The organism is Pseudarthrobacter kochi, from assembly GCF_055412805.1.
The window spans coordinates 160062-176008 of sequence record NZ_JBVAYV010000003.1 but is presented as its reverse complement, the minus strand read 5'-3'; the positions used below and the strand labels follow the sequence as shown (position 1 = coordinate 176008).

The window sequence follows — 15947 nt, the reverse complement described above, 5'->3', positions numbered from 1 at the left end:
ACCACCAGGAGCTCTCCACGTGACCATGCCTGACAACCAGAATCCGCTGACCATCCTGATTGCCGCGGACACCTACCCGCCCCACGTCAACGGCGCTGCCATGTTCGGCTACCGCCTTGCGAAGGGCATGAAGGCGCGCGGCCACGACGTTCACGTCCTCGCCTGCCGCCCGGACAAGGGCAAGAGCTACACCGAATCCAGCGACGAAGGCACCGTCCACCGGATCCGCTCGCACTCAGTTCCCACCCACGAATACTTCCGGATTACTTTCCCCTGGGAAATCAAGAAGGAAATCAGCCTGCTGTTCGACCGGATCCAGCCCGACGTCGTGCACATCCAGAGCCATTACATGATCGGCGAGCATGTGCTCTACGAGGCCGTCAAGCGCGGCATCCGGATTGTGGCGACCAACCACTTCATGCCCGAGAACCTGAACCCGTTCCTGCCGTTCCCGCAGTGGTTCAAGGACATCGTGGGACGCATCTCCTGGAAGGACATGGGCAAGGTCATGGGCCAGGCCGACGTCGTCACCACCCCGACGCCGCTGGCAGCCAAGGCGATGCACCAGCACGCCTTCCTCCGCAAGGTGCTGCCGCTCTCGAACGGCATCGACTCCGCCGATTACGAACTCCAGCCCGGCGAAGAGCTGGTGCGCCACTCGAGTCCCGCGGTACTGTTCGTGGGCCGGCTCGCCGAGGAAAAGCACATCGACGTCCTCATCGACGCTGTCGCCAAGACGCCCAAGGAGCTGGACGTCCACCTCGAGATCGTCGGCGGCGGCGAAGTGCGCCCGGCGCTCGAGGCCCAGGTTGCCCGGCTGGGCATGCAGGACCGGGTCTCGTTCCTCGGCCTGGCCAGCGACGCCGATCTCCGCAGGGCCTACCTGGCGGCGGACCTGTTCTGCATGCCCGGCACTGCCGAGCTGCAGTCGCTCGTGACGCTGGAAGCGATGTCCGCTTCCACTCCTGTGCTGCTGGCGGACGCCATGGCGTTGCCTCATCTGGTGCGCGACGGCGAAAACGGCTACCTGTTCACGCCCAATGACAGCGACGACCTCGCCGCCAAGATGGTCCGTGTGCTGTCGCTGCCCGCCGATGAACTGGCGGCGATGGGAAAGGCGAGCCGGGGGATGGTGGAGAACCACAGCCTCGAACGCACCCTGCAGGCCTTCGAGGACCTGTACCGCGGCGCGAGCTACGACGACCTCGTCGTCTGATCGGGCCGACTTCTCTTGCTAGAGTGATTTTTGCGCGGAAACTGTCCGGCCCCATGTGGGCCGGAACGATTTCCGGGACGCGGGGCTATAGCTCAGCTGGTTAGAGCGCGGGACTCATAATCCTAAGGTCCTCGGTTCAAGTCCGAGTAGCCCTACCTTCACGCGGAACCCTGAAGGGGATCCGCATCCACGGGAGCCGTGGCTGATGTTGCGACGTCGGCCCGGCTCCTTTGCTGTGTCCGGCTGTGTGTCGGCCCTGTGTGTCGGCCCTGCGTCCGGCCGGGGCCGATCGCCCTGTTCTGCGCCTGCGGCTGGTCCGGGTTTGTGTCTGTCCCTATGGCCTCCGTCACTTGCGGTGTTCCGCCGGGTTGCGATAAGTTACTCGTGAGTAACATCCCGCCGGCGCATCGCCCGCGTCATCCTGGTCGCTGCTGATCCCACGTGAAGGAACACCATGTCCAAAGCTGACATCGACATCAATAACCTCCCGTACGCCGATGGCGACTTCTTCGCCTTCGAGCAACTGCTCAGCGGCAAGGAACAGGACCGGATCGCGGAGGTCCGCGAGTTCCTGGCACGCGAGGTCAAGCCGATCGCGGTCGACTGCTGGAACCGTGGTGAGTTCCCGATGGACCTGATTCCGAAGCTTGCCGAGATCGATCTGGTCAGCCCGGTCCGGAGGCAGGGATACTCCAACCTCTTTGCGGGCATCATGCACGCCGAGGCAACCCGCGCCGACACCTCCATCGCCACCTTCCTGGGCGTCCACGACGGACTCTTCACCGGCTCCATCGAAGCGCTGGCCTCCCAGGAGCAGCAGGAGGCGTGGCTCCCGGACATCTATTCGCTCAAGAAGATCGGCGCCTTCGGCCTCACCGAGCCCCTCGGCGGTTCCGACGTTGCCGGCGGCACCCGCACGACTGCCCGCCGGGAGGGGAACAGCTGGATCCTGAACGGAGCAAAGCGCTGGATCGGCAACGCCACGTTCTCCGACTGGGTGGTCATCTTCGCCCGTGACCTCGCCGACAATCAGGTGAAGGGCTTCCTCGTCGACACCAGGACCGAGGGATACAGCGCCACCAAGATTGAGAACAAGATATCGCTGCGCATCGTCCAGAACGCCGACATCATCCTCGACAACGTTGTGGTGCCGGACTTCTTCAAGCTCGCGAACGCCAACAGCTTCCGCGACACGAACAAGGTCCTTAAAGTCACGCGGCTGGCGGTTGCCTGGCAGGCGGTGGGCCAGCAGCTCGCGGCCTTTGACGTCGCCCGCCGCTATGCCGTGGAACGCAGCCAGTTCGGACGCCCGATCGCCTCCTTCCAGCTGGTGCAGCACCAGCTTGTACAGATCCTCGGCAACGCGGTGAGCTCGATGGGAATGATGGTCCGGCTTTCCCAGCTCGAGGACCTGGGGCAGGCCAAGGACGAGCAGTCCGCCCTGGCCAAGGCCTTCACCACGGCACGCATGCGCGAAAGTGTTGCGCTGGGCCGCAGCCTCCTCGGTGGCAATGGGATTGTTACCGACTTTGAGATGGCCAAGATCTTCTCGGATGCCGAGGCCATCTACTCCTACGAAGGCACTCACGAGATCAACACCCTCGTCACGGGCCGCGCCATCACGGGCATCTCCGCGATCGTCTAGCACGCGCCCGCCCAGCGGTCCGGCCACGGCGTACCCGGGCACCCGTGGGGCCGCATGTTGGCCGCCGGCTGTGCCTCGGCGGTACCCATCCGTCCCTGACGGCTGCAGCCCCTGCGCCCTACCCGGGCGCAGGGTCCAGAGGAGGCAGCAGGACGGAGGGCCGCAGGTCGGACACGAACGCCAGCGGATTGAGGTAGGTTTCACCGCGGCGGACGCCCCAGTGGACGCAGGGACCGGGTGTGCAGTGGCCGGGCTGGATCCACCCCAGGACGTCCCCCTCGGCGACGGCGGCGCCTGCGTCCAGGTTGCTGCGAACGGCCTCGAAGCTGCTGCGCAATCCGTTGCCGTGGTCGACGGTGATAACCGGACGGTCCACCACGACGCCGACAAAGCTCACTGTGCCGTGCGCCGGCGAGGTGACCGGGGCGCCGTCGTGCGATGCCTGAAGATCCACACCGCGGTGGCCGCCCAGCCACGGTTTCGCCGGCGGATCAAAGGCGCGCAGGACGGCAGGTTTGGGGTTCAGCGGCCAGCTCCACGCGGCGGCCGCCAGGCCTGGGCCGGCAACGGCGGCACGGGACGCGGTGCCGGACGCGGTGCCGGAAGCAGTGCCGGCGGCAGCGCCGGCAGCCAGTCCCGGGCGTGCCGACGCCGCCACGGGCGAAGGCCACAGGAGCAGCAGGGCAAGAAGGGCGGCCAGATATGCCGGGGGTTTCATGGTCCAAGCCTGCAGCTGCCGCCGTATCCACGAAAGCGCTACCCGAGGCTATGTGGATAGCGCAGCCCGGCCCTCCGGGAGACCCATCCGCGGCCTTCCGCAGCCCACCGGCCACCGCCGGAATCGTGCAATCCGGCAGCTGCCCTGTAGTACACTAGGTGGAGCAGTTTGCTGTGCCCTCACGCTTGATCAATCCAATTGTCCAAGCCGGCACGCCTCATTCTGGGGTGCGGGGGAGCAGTGGCTGACTACGCGTATCCAGCCCTCCTCATTCGAAGCTTGAACTCTTCAGGCGCGGAGGACTGCGCCTCTTTCGGTCCGGGCCTATGGTCCGGATAAGAAGCGCAGTGGATGCCAGGAGCACCGCCCGCCTGGGTGTTGCTAATCAACCGTCAACTATTGGCAGGGTAAGACAGCCCATGGGCTGTCTCATGAATGACCTGCCGGAAGGAGCGTCGGCATGCCCGTCGTAACTATGCGCCAGCTGCTTGACAGCGGCGTCCACTTTGGACACCAGACCCGCCGTTGGAACCCGAAGATGAAGCGTTTCATCTTCACGGAGCGCAACGGCATCTACATCATTGACCTGCAGCAGTCGCTGTCCTACATCGACCGTGCCTACGAGTTCGTGAAGGCCACCGTTGCACACGGCGGCACCGTTCTCTTCGTCGGCACCAAGAAGCAGGCGCAGGAATCCATCGCCGAGCAGGCCACCCGCGTTGGCCAGCCGTACGTCAACCAGCGTTGGCTCGGCGGTATGCTGACCAACTTCCAGACGGTCTCCAAGCGCATCCAGCGCATGAAGGAACTCGAAGAGATCGACTTCGACGACGTCGCCGGTTCCGCGTACACCAAGAAGGAGCTGCTGCTCCTTCGCCGCGAGCTCACCAAGCTGGAAACCAACCTCGGTGGTATCCGCAACCTGACCAAGGCGCCTTCCGCGCTGTGGATCGTTGACACCAAGAAGGAACACCTTGCTGTCGACGAGGCCAAGAAGCTGAACATCCCGGTTGTTGCCATCCTGGACACCAACTGCGATCCGGACGAAGTCGACTTCCCGATCCCGGGCAACGACGACGCCATCCGCTCCGTCAACCTGTTGACCCGCGTTGTTGCTGACGCCGTTGCTGAGGGCCTGATCGCCCGCAACCAGCGCGCCACCGGCACCACGGAAGCTCCGGAAGAGCCGCTGGCCGAGTGGGAGCGCGAGCTCCTCGAAGGCAGCAAGACCGAAGAAGCTGCTGCCGCTCCGGCCGCAGAAGCTGCTCCGGCAGCTGTTGAGGCACCCGCCGCAGAAGCTGCTCCGGCCGCTGTTGAGGCACCCGCCGCAGAAGCTGCTCCGGCCGCTGTTGAGGCACCCGCCGCCGAGGCCGCTCCGGTTGCCGAAGACGCTGCTGGCGAATCCAAGTAGTCAGACCCAAAAAGTCTGCTTGCTCAGCTGACAAATAAATCCGGATCTCCCCGCCCGCTCTCCGCAGCGCAGGGGAACTGACAGGATGGCCGCTCACGCCGGTGAGCTGCCGTCCTGTCAGTCCGTACACCACATAAAAATTTCTAGACAGAGGGGTTCACATGGCGAACTACACTGCCGCTGATATCAAGGCTCTGCGCGAGCGCACGGGCGCCGGCATGATGGATGTCAAGAAGGCTCTTGACGAGGCCAACGGTGACGCCGAGAAGGCCATCGAAATCATCCGCATCAAGGGCCTCAAGGGCGCTACCAAGCGCGAAGGCCGCTCCACCGCGGAAGGCCTGGTTGCTGCCAAGGTCGACGGCGGCGTTGGCGTGATGATTGAAGTCAACTGCGAGACCGACTTCGTCGCGAAGGCTGACAAGTTCATCCAGCTCGCCGACAAGGTCCTGGCCGTTGCCGTCGAGTCCGGCGCTGCCGATCTCGAGACCCTGCTGGCCACCGAGGTTGACGGCAAGCCGCTGTCCGAGGTTGTCATCGAAGAGGGCGCCGTTCTGGGCGAGAAGGTTGTTGTCCGCCGCATCTCCCGCATCGAGGGCGCAACGGTCGACGCTTACCTGCACAAGACCTCCAAGGATCTCCCGGCCCAGGTCGGCGTCCTGTTCGCTGTGGACGGCGAAGGCGAAGCAGCTGCCACCGCAGCCCACGACGTCGCCGTTCACATCGCCGCGATGTCCCCGAACTACCTCTCCCGCGAGGATGTGCCGGCCGACCTCGTCGAGTCCGAGCGCCGCATCGCCGAGGAGACTGCCAAGGCTGAAGGCAAGCCCGAAGCAGCAATGACCAAGATTGTGGAAGGCCGTGTCACTGGCTTCTACAAGGGCGAGGTTCTCCTCGACCAGGCATTCGCCAAAGATGCCAAGAAGTCTGTCGCGCAGATCCTCGAAGAGGCCGGCGTCAAGGGCACCGCATTCACGCGTTTCCGCGTCGGTTCCTAGTCAGACACCCGTCGGACATTAGTCCGACACGCTGAGGGGGTGGTCACTGCGGTGGCCGCCCCTTTTGCATGCACGGTCTGCCCCGGGACCCGCTCCCGGGGCATGCCCCCGGGCATGCCCCCCGGGGCAGAACCGGGGCAGAACCGGGTCCGGGCGGAATGACGCCTTTGGTCCCCGGCACGATAACCTAGCTCAGAGTTCACCAACGGGAAGGCACCATGGAAACCGTCACCACTTCAGTCCAGCCAAAGAAGAGCCGGCGCCGAGTCCTGTTGAAGCTTTCCGGCGAGGTCTTCGGCGGCGGGAAGCTCGGCGTTGACCCGGATACCGTCCGCGGCGTGGCCAAGCAGATCGCCGCAGCAGTCCCCGACGTCGAGGTTGCGATCGTCGTCGGCGGCGGGAACTTCTTCCGCGGCGCCGAACTGTCCCAGAGCGGCATGGACCGGTCCCGCGCCGACTACATGGGCATGCTCGGCACGGTCATGAACTGCCTGGCCCTCCAGGACTTCCTGGAGCAGGCCGGCGTCGAAACCCGGGTCCAGAGCGCCATCACCATGGGCCAGGTCGCGGAGGCGTACATTCCGCGCCGCGCCATCCGACACATGGAAAAGGGCCGCGTTGTCATCTTCGGCGCCGGAGCCGGCTTGCCGTACTTCTCCACCGACACCGTGGCCGCCCAGCGCGCCATGGAGGTCCACGCCGACGTCGTCCTGATGGCGAAGAGCGGCGTCGACGGCGTCTACACCGCAGACCCGAAGAAGGACCCCACAGCAGAGAAGCTGCACCGCCTCAGCTACGACGACGCCCTGCGCCGCGATATCCGGGTGATGGACCAGACCGCGATGACCATGTGCAAGGACAACAACCTCACCATGGTCGTGTTCGGGATGGAAGGCGAAGGCAACGTGACCCGCGCCATTCGGGGCGAGGACCTGGGCACCATCGTCACCCCCTAGCAACGGCTAGGATGTTTTCAGGACAGTTCCGCACCCCCGCAGCAGGGGGCCAGCAGCCGGAACACAACAGCACCCCGCCAGCGGCGGGTGCACCAATTTCTGAGGAGAGATCGTGATCGAAGAAACCTTGCTCGAAGCCGGGGAAAAGATGGACAAGGCGGTTGAAGTAGCCAAGGAAGACTTCGCCTCGATCCGGACCGGCCGCGCCAACCCGGGCCTCTACAACAAGGTCCTGGTGGACTACTACGGTTCTCCCACACCCTTGCAGCAGCTGGCCTCATTCGCCATCCCGGACGCCCGCACCATCCTGATCACGCCGTTCGACAAGACCGCCCTGCGCGACATCGAACGGGCCCTGAGCGACTCCGAGGTGGGAGCCAACCCCTCGAACGACGGCAGCGTCATCCGGATCACCATCCCGGATCTCACGCAGGAGCGCCGCAAGGAATACGTCAAGATCGTCAAGACCAAGGGCGAGGACGCCAAGGTCTCCATCCGCAACATCCGCCGCAAGGCCAAGGAAACCCTGGACAAGCTGGTCAAGGACGGCGAAGCCGGCGAGGACGAGGGCAGCCGAGGCGAAAAGGAACTGGACGCCCTGACCAAGGCCCACGTCGACGGGATCGACGAGCTGCTCAAGCGCAAGGAAGCCGAGCTGCTCGAGGTCTAATGGCGCAGGAACAGGGGGATCCCGGGGCCGACGTCCGGGTGCGGCGGAAGCAGCGGAGGAACCCGACGCCGAAAGCCGGAAGGAACCTTCCCGCGGCTACAGCGGTGGGCCTTGGCATGCTCTTCTTTGTCCTCGGCGGACTGTTGTTCCTTCCGCTGGGGTTCGTGCTCATTGTCACCGCCTTCGCGGTCTTCGGCGTGTGGGAAGTCTTCCGGGCCCTGGAAACCTCGGGCACCAGGCTGCCGATCGTGCCGGTCATGACCGGCGCCGTCGCGATGCCCGCTTCCGCCTACTTCGGCGGCCTCGAGAGCCTCCTGTTCGCCATGATGCTCAGCAGCGTCGCGGCCCTGATCTGGCGGTCCCTCGAGGGCGCCGCCGGTTCCGCACGCAGCATCTTCGCCGGTGTCTTCACCCTGGCCTGGATCCCGTTCATGATCAGCTTCGCCGTGCTGCCGCTGCACACCCCTGTGGGTGAAACGCCGGTGGGACTATGGCCCGACGGCGTTGTTCCCCCCGGAGCGTGGCAGATTGCCACCCTCCTGCTGCTGGTGGTCGCCAATGACACCTTCGGGTACCTCGTCGGCGCCTCGCTCGGCAAGCACCCGATGGCGCCGAAGATCAGTCCCAAAAAGAGCTGGGAAGGCTTCGCCGGGTCCATCGCCGGTGCCACGGTGGTCGGGGTGCTCGCCGCCATCTTCCTGCTGGACAAGCCCTGGTGGTTTGGCGTGGTGCTGGCCGTGGGCATGGTCGCCGCTGCCACCGCCGGTGACCTCTCCGAATCCATGGTGAAGCGCGAACTCGGGATCAAGGACATGAGCAGCATCCTGCCCGGGCACGGCGGGGTCATGGACCGGCTGGACTCGATCGTCTTCGCCTGCCCGGTGGCATTCATCCTCTGCTCCCTCCTGGCCGGCGCGTGAGGCACCCCCTCTTCCACCCTCCGGCCCCTAGAATGGTGCCGGGCAAACCAGCCGAACGGCATTGAAGGAAACAAAAGTTACAGTGGACATTCAACGGCAGATTCCTGCTTCCTTTGACCGCGTGCAGCGGAACCAGTACGGCTACAACGCCAAGCAGGTCGACCAGTTCATGCAGCGCGCACGCGTCTCCTTCGAATCGCCCAAGTCCGCCGGCCGCCCGGTCAAGAGCGCGGACGTCAGGGCAGTCGCCTTCGACCCCGTCAAAGGCGGCTATGCAGCGGCCGGCGTGGACGCGGCCCTGGACCGGCTCGAGGACGCCCTCGCCCTGCGGGAACGCGACGGGCTCGTCGCCGAACGGGGCGAGGAAGCATGGCTCCGCGAGATCGGCCGGCTCGCCGGCCTGCTCCGCGGACGGCTGCACCGCCCCGACGGCCAGCGCTTCCGGCGCCCTGCCAAGGCCAAAGCCCGCAGCTACAACACCACGGACGTGGATGACCTCTGCCACGAGCTGATCGGCTACCTCGAAGAGGACAAGCCGCTCAGCGTGGACAATGTCCGCCGCGCGGTCTTCCGCCCCGCCGTCGGCAAGGACGGCTACGAGGAAAACCAGGTGGACGCCTTCCTGGACCGCGTCGTTGAGCTCATGGCCGCCATCGACTGACCGCCCTTAGCGCTCGGTGACGAGCGGCCGTTCCGGGGTGTGCAGACGCGTCATGAGCCGGGTGATGGTCCGCGGAACGCGCGCCCGGGTGGCCCGGGAGACCAGGACCATCACGGTAAAGGCGGCCGGCACCGTCCAGGCCGCCGGCTGTGCCAGCCACGGCGCGGTGCCGCCTGCACCCAGTACAGCCCCGGCCACCATCGCCCCGCCGCACAACACGGCCCCCGTCGCCATGCCGGCGACCGCCCCGGCATCGGTCAGCCCGCGCCACCAGATGCCCAGCAGTAGCACCGGGCAGAGCGTGGACGCGGTGAAGGCAAACACCATCCCCACGCTGCCTGCCAGCGCCAGCGACCCCGTCATGGACGCTATTCCCAGCGGCACCACCGCCGAGATCACGGCCGCCCGGCGGAAGCCTTTCACACTGCCGCCGAAGAGGTCCTGGCTGATCACCCCGGCGAGCGAGACCACCAGCCCCGAGGTTGTGGACAGGAATGCGGCAAACGCCCCGGCCACCACCAGGGCGGACAGCAGGTCCCCGGCCATCCCGCCCACCAGCTCTCCGGGAAGCAGCAGCACCAGCGCATCGGCCTGCCCGCTCTGCGCCAGTCCGGGGGCGAACATCCGGCCGATCAGCCCGTAGGCCGTCGGGAACAGGTAGAACACCGACAGCAGGCCCAGGACGATCAGGGTGGTCCGGCGCGCCGACTGCCCGTCCGGGTTCGTGTAGAAGCGCACCAGGACGTGCGGCAGCCCGAGCGTCCCGAACAGCAGCGCCACCAGAAGGGAAATGTTTTGGTAAAGCCCGGCCGGAGCCGCACCCGTGGGGTTCACCGACGCCGCCGCCACGGCGGGAGTCCCGGACCCGGCCAGCGTGAAGACGATGAACAGGATCGGCACGGCCAGCGCTGTCAGTTTCAGCCAGTACTGGAACGCCTGGACAAAGGTAATGGACCGCATCCCGCCCGACACCACGGTGACGCAGACGACGGCGACCACCGCCACCATCCCCACCCACGCCGGCAGCCCGGTGGTGATCCGGATGGCCAGTGCTGCGCCGTGCAGTTGCGGGACTATGTAGAGCCAGCCGACCATCACCACGACGATGCTCGTGACGCTGCGGGCCACCCGGGAGTCGAGCCGCGCTTCGGTGAAGTCGGGGATGGTGTAGGCGCCGGAGCGGCGGAGAGGGGCGGCGACGAACAGCAGCAGCATCAGGTAGCCGGCCGTGTAACCCACCGGGAACCACAGGGCGTCCGTACCGGAGAGCAGGATGAGGCCGGCGACGCCGAGAAAGCTCGCCGCCGAAAGGTATTCACCGCCGATCGCCGAGGCGTTCCACCAGGGCCGGACCGTCCGGGAAGCCACATAGAAATCCCCGGTGGTGCGCGAGATCCGCAGCCCGTAGAAGCCGATGACGGCAGTGGCCAGCGAGACGGCGGCGAACGCCGCGATGCCGACGACCGGGTTCACGGGCGCCTCACTTGTCCCCGACGAGATCCCGGTAGCGGGCCTCGTTCCGGGCCGCCGTGCGGATGTACAGCCAGGCGCTGAGCCCGATCACCGGATAGATCCCGGCGCCCAGCAGGACCCAGTCGAAGGGCAGGCCCACAATCGTTGACTCCGCGAGGCCGGGGACCAGGCCCAGCATAAGCGGGAACGCAACCAGGATCAGCAGGAATCCCGCGGCCACCACCACCGCAAGCCGCAGCTGCGAGCGGATCAGCGAGCGGACAAACACCTGGCCGGCGTCGGACTCCTCCGCGGCGTCGCGCGAGTCGGCGGCCGACCGCGCGGCCGGCAGCACGGCGCTTGCCGGTGTCATGCTGCGCGCCGTAACACTGCGCGGTGCGGTGACGCGGACCCGGGTCATGCCTGCGGCCGGATCCGGGTCGCCTCGAGCTTCTCCCGCACGGAGGGCAGGTGCCGCCGGCTGATGGGCAGTTCGGCCCCCGCCACGGTGACGCTGGGCCGGGCGGCAGCGAGCTTCATGTGGCTGACATGGTTCAGCGCGATGAGGTAGGAACGGTGGATGCGGAGGAACCCGGCCTCGGCCCATTGCTGTTCCAGGTCCGCCAGCGGAACGCGGATGAGGTAGCTTGCGTCCGCGGTGTGGAGCCGGGCGTAGTCGCCCTGGGCCTGGACGTAGGTCACGTCGTCGCGGCGGATCATCTTCGTGGTGCCGCCAAGGTCCACGGTGATCATTTCCGGCCGCGGGGCGCCGTCCTTGAGCAGCTCGCTGATCCTGCCAATCGACTTGGCCAGCCGCTCGGCACGGACGGGTTTCAGCAAATAGTCCACGGCAGCCAGTTCGAAGGCTTCGAGGGCGCAGTCCTCATCGGCCGTGACGAACACAACCGCGGGAGGCTTGCTGCTGCGCGCGATGACGCGGGCAATGTCGAGGCCGGAGAGCGCGGGCATGTGGATGTCGAGGAAGACGGCGTCGACATCCCCGGCCTCGAGGGCGCGCAGGGCCTCGGCCCCGGAGGACGCGCGGTGGATGGTGCCGATCCGGTCGTCCCGGCCGAGCAGGAAGGCCAGTTCCTCAACAGCGGGCAGCTCGTCGTCGGCGACGAGGACGTTAATCATGGTTCAAGACTACTGCCGCAGGCATTTTGGCCCCTACCGGGCATCGGGTCAGGCATCGTGGCGGGGCTGAGACTTGGGGACCCGCATCGTAATGAGGGTGCCTTCCCCGGGCGCCGTCTCGATCACCAGTCCGTTGTCGTCGCCGTAGACCTGCCGCAGCCGGGCGTCGACGTTGCGCAGCCCGACGTGGTCGCCGTCGCCGTGTCCGGCGAGGACGGCCCGCAGCTGTTCCGGATCCATGCCGACGCCGTCGTCCTCGATTCTCACCTCGGCAAACGCTCCGGAGTCATTCGCCGTGATGGAGATGTGTCCGGGACCCTCCTTGGCCTCGAGGCCGTGCCGGACCGCGTTTTCCACCAGCGGCTGCAGGCTCAGGAAGGGGATGACGGTGCTGAGCACCTCCGGGGCGATCCGCAGGCTCACCTGGACGCGGTCCCCGAACCGGGCGCGTTCCAGCAGCAGGTAGCGGTCGATGCAGCGCAGTTCCTCGGCGAGGGTCGTGAAGTCACCGTGCCGGCGGAAGGAATAGCGGGTGAAGTCGGCGAACTCCACCACAAGTTCCCGGGCCCGGACGGGGTCCGTATTGATGAAGGATGCGATCGCGTTCAGCGAGTTGTAGATGAAGTGCGGACTGATCTGGGCCCGGAGCGCGCGCACCTCGGCCTCCATCAGGAGGGTGCGGGACGCGTCGAGTTCGGCCAGCTCCACCTGCGCCGCCACCCAGTCGGCCACCTCGCTGGTGGCCCGGACCAACCCGGCGCCAGCCGCCGGGGCAAAGGCGGCCACGACGCCCACCACCCGGGTCCCGGCCCTGATCGGCGCGATCACCGCGGCGCGTTCCACGTCCGGGCGGGTCGCCACGGAGCCCTTCGCCCCGGCGAGTTCCTGCACTTCGCCGGCCGGGATGACGGCGGTGTGGCCGCCGTCGAGCACCCCGGACGCGAGCTCCATCAGCAGCGGCTTAAGCTCTTCCCCGGCGCCGTCCCAGGCGAGGACACCGGTGGTGTCGGTGATGGCCAGCGCGTCGCAGCCCAGCAGGCTGCGCAGCTGCCGGCTGGCCTTGGCGGCGCCGGCAGGATTAAGCCCGGTGCGCAGGTGCTGGCCGGCGCGCGACGCCGCGTGCAGCGTTTTGTAGGTGGCCCGTTCCGCGTCGGTGCCAAGCTCCCGGAACGAGCGGAGCACCTTGAGCCCGACGGCGACGACGACGGCGATCGCCGCCGCGATCACGGCGATGGCGGCGGCGATGAACAGGGGAGAGTCGGGCATGGGCCCAGCGTATCGCGGCACCTGCCCGGCCGGGGCCGACGGGGCTCCCGGCGGCTGCGCCGGTTCCACGGATCGTGCCGTTGAGCGCAGCATCCCGACCGTTGAGCGACGCAGGGTACGGCGGTTGTGGATTGTAAGGCGCATCACGGGAGACAGTGATTGCAGTCACATTGGCCGGAGGGCTGTTCGGAGCAGGCCAGGGCAGCCGGTGTGGACTCAAATCTCTCAATGAGGAGGAACGATGGGTCACGAAGCCCAAGAAACGGACGCTACGGCGGCCGTGGACTTCAAGGAAGTCCAGTCGACGCCGCGGTTCCAGGAACTGCGCAAGCGTCACCGCAGCTTTGTCTTTCCGATGGCCATTGCATTCCTGCTCTGGTACTTCGCTTATGTCCTGCTGGCCGATTATGCGGTGGATTTCATGTCCACCAAGGTCTGGGGCAACATCAACGTTGGCCTGATCATGGGCCTGCTTCAGTTCGTGACCACGTTTGCCATCACCGGCTGGTACGTCAGCTACTCGAACCGGAAGCTTGACCCGATCGCAGCGGAAATCCGCCACGAAATCGAAGGCCACGAATTCGATAAGCACGGCAACCAGATCACCGGGGTAGAAAAATGACGCTTATGGTTCCCGCAGTCAACGTTGCGGATCTCAAGGACACCACCCTGCTGAACATGGGCATCTTCGCCCTGTTCGTGGCGATCACCATGGTCATCGTGGTCAAGGCAAGCAAGAACAACAAGACGGCCGCCGACTACTACGCCGCCGGACGGTCCTTCACCGGATCCCAGAACGGCACCGCCATCGCAGGCGACTACCTGTCGGCGGCCTCGTTCCTGGGGATCACCGGCGCCATTGCCATCAACGGCTACGACGGCTTTATGTACTCCATCGGCTTCCTGGTCGCCTGGCTCGTTGCCCTGTTGCTGGTGGCCGAACTGCTCCGCAACACCGGCAAGTTCACCATGGCCGATGTGCTCTCCTTCCGGCTCAAGCAGCGGCCCGTGCGCATCGCGGCGGCCATCTCCACCCTTGTGGTCTGCTTCTTCTACCTCCTGGCCCAGATGGCCGGAGCCGGCACCCTGATCTCCCTGCTCCTGGGCATCAGCGACTGGGGCGGACAGGCGCTGGTCATCGTCGTCGTTGGCGCCCTGATGATCATGTATGTACTGATCGGCGGCATGAAGGGCACTACCTGGGTCCAGATCATCAAGGCCGTGCTCCTGATTGCCGGTGCCGCTGTGATGACCCTCTGGGTCCTCGCCATCTTCGGCTTCAACCTCTCCGCACTGCTGGGCGGCGCGGTGGAAACCTCGGGCAACCCGAACCTCCTGAACCCGGGCCTGCAGTACGGCAAGACTGAAACCTCCAAGATCGACTTCATGTCCCTGGCCCTGGCCCTCGTGCTTGGCACCGCGGCCCTGCCCCACGTACTGATGCGCTTCTACACGGTTCCGACCGCCAAGGAAGCCCGCAAGTCCGTGGTCTGGTCCATCTGGCTGATCGGCGTGTTCTACCTGTTCACCCTGGTCCTGGGCTTCGGCGCTGCGGCCCTGGTGGGCGCGGACACCATCAAGGCCGCCCCGGGCGGCGTCAACTCCGCCGCACCGCTGCTGGCCTTCCACCTCGGTGGCCCGCTGTTGCTCGGCTTCATCTCGGCCGTGGCCTTCGCCACCATCCTGGCCGTCGTCGCCGGCCTCACCATCACGGCGGCGGCGTCGTTTGCCCACGACATCTATGCCAGCGTCATCGCCAAGGGCAAGGCCGACGCCGGCACCGAGGTTAAGGTGGCGCGGCGCACCGTGGTCGTCATCGGCCTGCTGGCCATTGTGGGCGGTATCTTCGCCAACGGCCAGAACGTCGCGTTCCTCGTGGCGCTGGCCTTCGCCGTGGCGGCCTCGGCCAACCTGCCCACCATCGTGTACTCGCTGTTCTGGCGCAAGTTCACCACCCAGGGCGCCATCTGGAGCATGTACGGCGGTCTGGGCTCGGCAATCATCCTGATCGCCCTGTCCCCGGTGGTCTCCGGAGCCAAGACGTCAATGATCCCGGGCGCCAACTTCGCGATCTTCCCGCTCAGCAACCCCGGCATCGTCTCCATCCCGCTCGCGTTCCTGCTGGGCTGGCTCGGTTCGGTGCTGGACAAGAAGCTGGAAGACACCACCAAGCAGGCCGAAATGGAAGTCCGTTCCCTCACGGGTGTGGGCGCCGAGAAGGCCACCGACCACTAGGCTCAACCGCCGGTGATTACCGCCGGCTGACAGAGCGCAGGAGGGCCCGCGGAGACAGACGGGGGGGAATGCGCTCTTGGGCGTTAACCTTCGGCGGAGCCGCGTTCCAGCAGCGGCTGGATCCGGAACGGGATCATTTCACTCATGGCCAGGGCCGTATCCGTCCGGTCCACGCCGTCGCAGGCCAGGATCTTGCCGTTGATCCGGAACAGGTCCTCGGCGTCGAGCGCCACCACCCGGAGCAGCAGGTCCGCCGAGCCGGTGAGGCCGTAGCCCTCCAGGATCTCCGGGATATCAGCCAGCTCCACCGCCAGCTTGCCGAGCTTTTGCTGCTGCACGTGCACCGAGATGAACGCCATCAGCGGGTAGCCCAGCGAGGCCGGATTGATGCGGCGCTCAAAGGACAGGAAGACGTGTTTTTTCTCCAGCTGCGCCATCCGGGCCTGCACGGTATTCCGTGACAAACCCAGCTTCTGGGCCAGCGCAACCACGGTCCGCCGGGGGTCCCCGGCCATGGCCGAAAGGAGGCGGGTGTCGGTGCCATCCAAGGGTTGCATAATGCGCAAGATTAGCACGGTCCACCGAGGCCAGACAGTGCAGAATGCTCAACTTATTCGGAGGTGGTTGTACCCAATGGGCATTGTGAGTAGGGTCACAGATAT

Annotated in this window: 16 protein-coding genes and 1 tRNA gene; 11 read left to right on the top strand and 6 right to left on the bottom strand. The window is 66.2% G+C overall.

All coding sequences use genetic code 11. The features are described 5' to 3' along the window. Positions 1 to 19 precede the first annotated feature (19 nt). From ACZY0Y_RS03000 to ACZY0Y_RS02990, 3 genes are all read left to right on the top strand, one after another. Positions 20 to 1216, top strand: coding sequence for a glycosyltransferase (locus ACZY0Y_RS03000; RefSeq protein WP_463884816.1), 1197 nt, complete (start codon positions 20 to 22; stop codon positions 1214 to 1216). Positions 1217 to 1297: 81 nt separating this feature from the next. Beyond that, a tRNA-Ile gene (locus ACZY0Y_RS02995) sits at positions 1298 to 1371 on the top strand. A gap of 299 nt (positions 1372 to 1670) precedes the next feature. Further along, the gene (locus ACZY0Y_RS02990; RefSeq protein WP_463880329.1) at positions 1671 to 2861 is read left to right on the top strand and encodes an acyl-CoA dehydrogenase family protein; all 1191 of its coding nucleotides are present in this window, start codon (positions 1671 to 1673) and stop codon (positions 2859 to 2861) included. 118 nt (positions 2862 to 2979) lie between these two features. Here the strand turns inward: ACZY0Y_RS02990 and ACZY0Y_RS02985 are convergent, their stop codons facing one another. Next, entirely contained in the window at positions 2980 to 3579 is a 600-nt protein-coding gene (locus tag ACZY0Y_RS02985) for a peptidoglycan DD-metalloendopeptidase family protein (RefSeq protein WP_463956748.1), read from the bottom strand. Between the two features lie 460 nt (positions 3580 to 4039). On the opposite strand from ACZY0Y_RS02985, the gene rpsB reads away from it, so the two are divergent. The 6 genes from rpsB to ACZY0Y_RS02955 all read left to right on the top strand — a co-directional run bounded on the left by rpsB (position 4040) and on the right by ACZY0Y_RS02955 (position 9195). Then, on the top strand, positions 4040 to 4990 hold the full coding sequence (gene rpsB, locus ACZY0Y_RS02980) for a 30S ribosomal protein S2 (RefSeq protein WP_463880333.1): 951 nt from the start codon (positions 4040 to 4042) through the stop codon (positions 4988 to 4990). 161 nt (positions 4991 to 5151) lie between these two features. Beyond that, positions 5152 to 5988, top strand: a complete 837-nt coding sequence (tsf, locus tag ACZY0Y_RS02975; protein ID WP_024365710.1) for a translation elongation factor Ts — start codon at positions 5152 to 5154, stop codon at positions 5986 to 5988. 218 nt (positions 5989 to 6206) lie between these two features. Continuing rightward, positions 6207 to 6944 (top strand): UMP kinase, encoded by a 738-nt coding sequence (pyrH, locus tag ACZY0Y_RS02970; RefSeq protein WP_463880338.1) that lies wholly within the window; start codon positions 6207 to 6209, stop codon positions 6942 to 6944. 112 nt (positions 6945 to 7056) lie between these two features. After that, positions 7057 to 7614 (top strand): ribosome recycling factor, encoded by a 558-nt coding sequence (frr, locus tag ACZY0Y_RS02965; protein WP_160666850.1) that lies wholly within the window; start codon positions 7057 to 7059, stop codon positions 7612 to 7614. Next, on the top strand, positions 7614 to 8534 hold the full coding sequence (locus ACZY0Y_RS02960; protein ID WP_463956746.1) for a phosphatidate cytidylyltransferase: 921 nt from the start codon (positions 7614 to 7616) through the stop codon (positions 8532 to 8534). Before frr ends, ACZY0Y_RS02960 begins: the two co-directional genes overlap by 1 nt. Before the next feature lie 82 nt (positions 8535 to 8616). After that, on the top strand, positions 8617 to 9195 hold the full coding sequence (locus tag ACZY0Y_RS02955; RefSeq protein WP_463880346.1) for a DivIVA domain-containing protein: 579 nt from the start codon (positions 8617 to 8619) through the stop codon (positions 9193 to 9195). Positions 9196 to 9201: 6 nt separating this feature from the next. Here ACZY0Y_RS02955 and ACZY0Y_RS02950 read toward each other — a convergent pair whose 3' ends face one another. The 4 genes from ACZY0Y_RS02950 to ACZY0Y_RS02935 are packed head-to-tail and all read right to left on the bottom strand — an operon-like array spanning position 9202 to position 13050. Further along, positions 9202 to 10668 carry a sodium/solute symporter gene (locus ACZY0Y_RS02950; protein ID WP_463956745.1) on the bottom strand — a complete coding sequence of 489 codons (1467 nt, stop codon included), beginning with the start codon at positions 10666 to 10668 and terminating at the stop codon, positions 9202 to 9204. A 7-nt stretch (positions 10669 to 10675) separates the two neighbouring features. Continuing rightward, positions 10676 to 11068, bottom strand: coding sequence for a DUF485 domain-containing protein (locus ACZY0Y_RS02945; RefSeq protein WP_463880351.1), 393 nt, complete (start codon positions 11066 to 11068; stop codon positions 10676 to 10678). After that, positions 11065 to 11784, bottom strand: coding sequence for a LytR/AlgR family response regulator transcription factor (locus ACZY0Y_RS02940; RefSeq protein ID WP_463880354.1), 720 nt, complete (start codon positions 11782 to 11784; stop codon positions 11065 to 11067). The genes ACZY0Y_RS02945 and ACZY0Y_RS02940 overlap by 4 nt, the downstream gene beginning before the upstream one ends. Before the next feature lie 48 nt (positions 11785 to 11832). Further along, entirely contained in the window at positions 11833 to 13050 is a 1218-nt protein-coding gene (locus ACZY0Y_RS02935; protein ID WP_463880357.1) for a sensor histidine kinase, read from the bottom strand. Between the two features lie 241 nt (positions 13051 to 13291). Between ACZY0Y_RS02935 and ACZY0Y_RS02930 the strand changes: the two genes are divergently transcribed. Together ACZY0Y_RS02930 and ACZY0Y_RS02925 are read left to right on the top strand one after the other, a co-directional pair. Beyond that, positions 13292 to 13672: a DUF485 domain-containing protein gene (locus ACZY0Y_RS02930; RefSeq protein WP_024365701.1), complete on the top strand. Its 381-nt coding sequence runs from the start codon at positions 13292 to 13294 to the stop codon at positions 13670 to 13672. After that, positions 13669 to 15285 carry a monocarboxylic acid transporter gene (locus ACZY0Y_RS02925; RefSeq protein WP_463880360.1) on the top strand — a complete coding sequence of 539 codons (1617 nt, stop codon included), beginning with the start codon at positions 13669 to 13671 and terminating at the stop codon, positions 15283 to 15285. The genes ACZY0Y_RS02930 and ACZY0Y_RS02925 overlap by 4 nt, the downstream gene beginning before the upstream one ends. Before the next feature lie 83 nt (positions 15286 to 15368). Here ACZY0Y_RS02925 and ACZY0Y_RS02920 read toward each other — a convergent pair whose 3' ends face one another. Continuing rightward, complete coding sequence (locus ACZY0Y_RS02920) at positions 15369 to 15842, bottom strand: Lrp/AsnC family transcriptional regulator (protein ID WP_024365699.1); 474 nt, start codon at positions 15840 to 15842, stop codon at positions 15369 to 15371. Between the last annotated feature and the right edge of the window lie 105 nt (positions 15843 to 15947).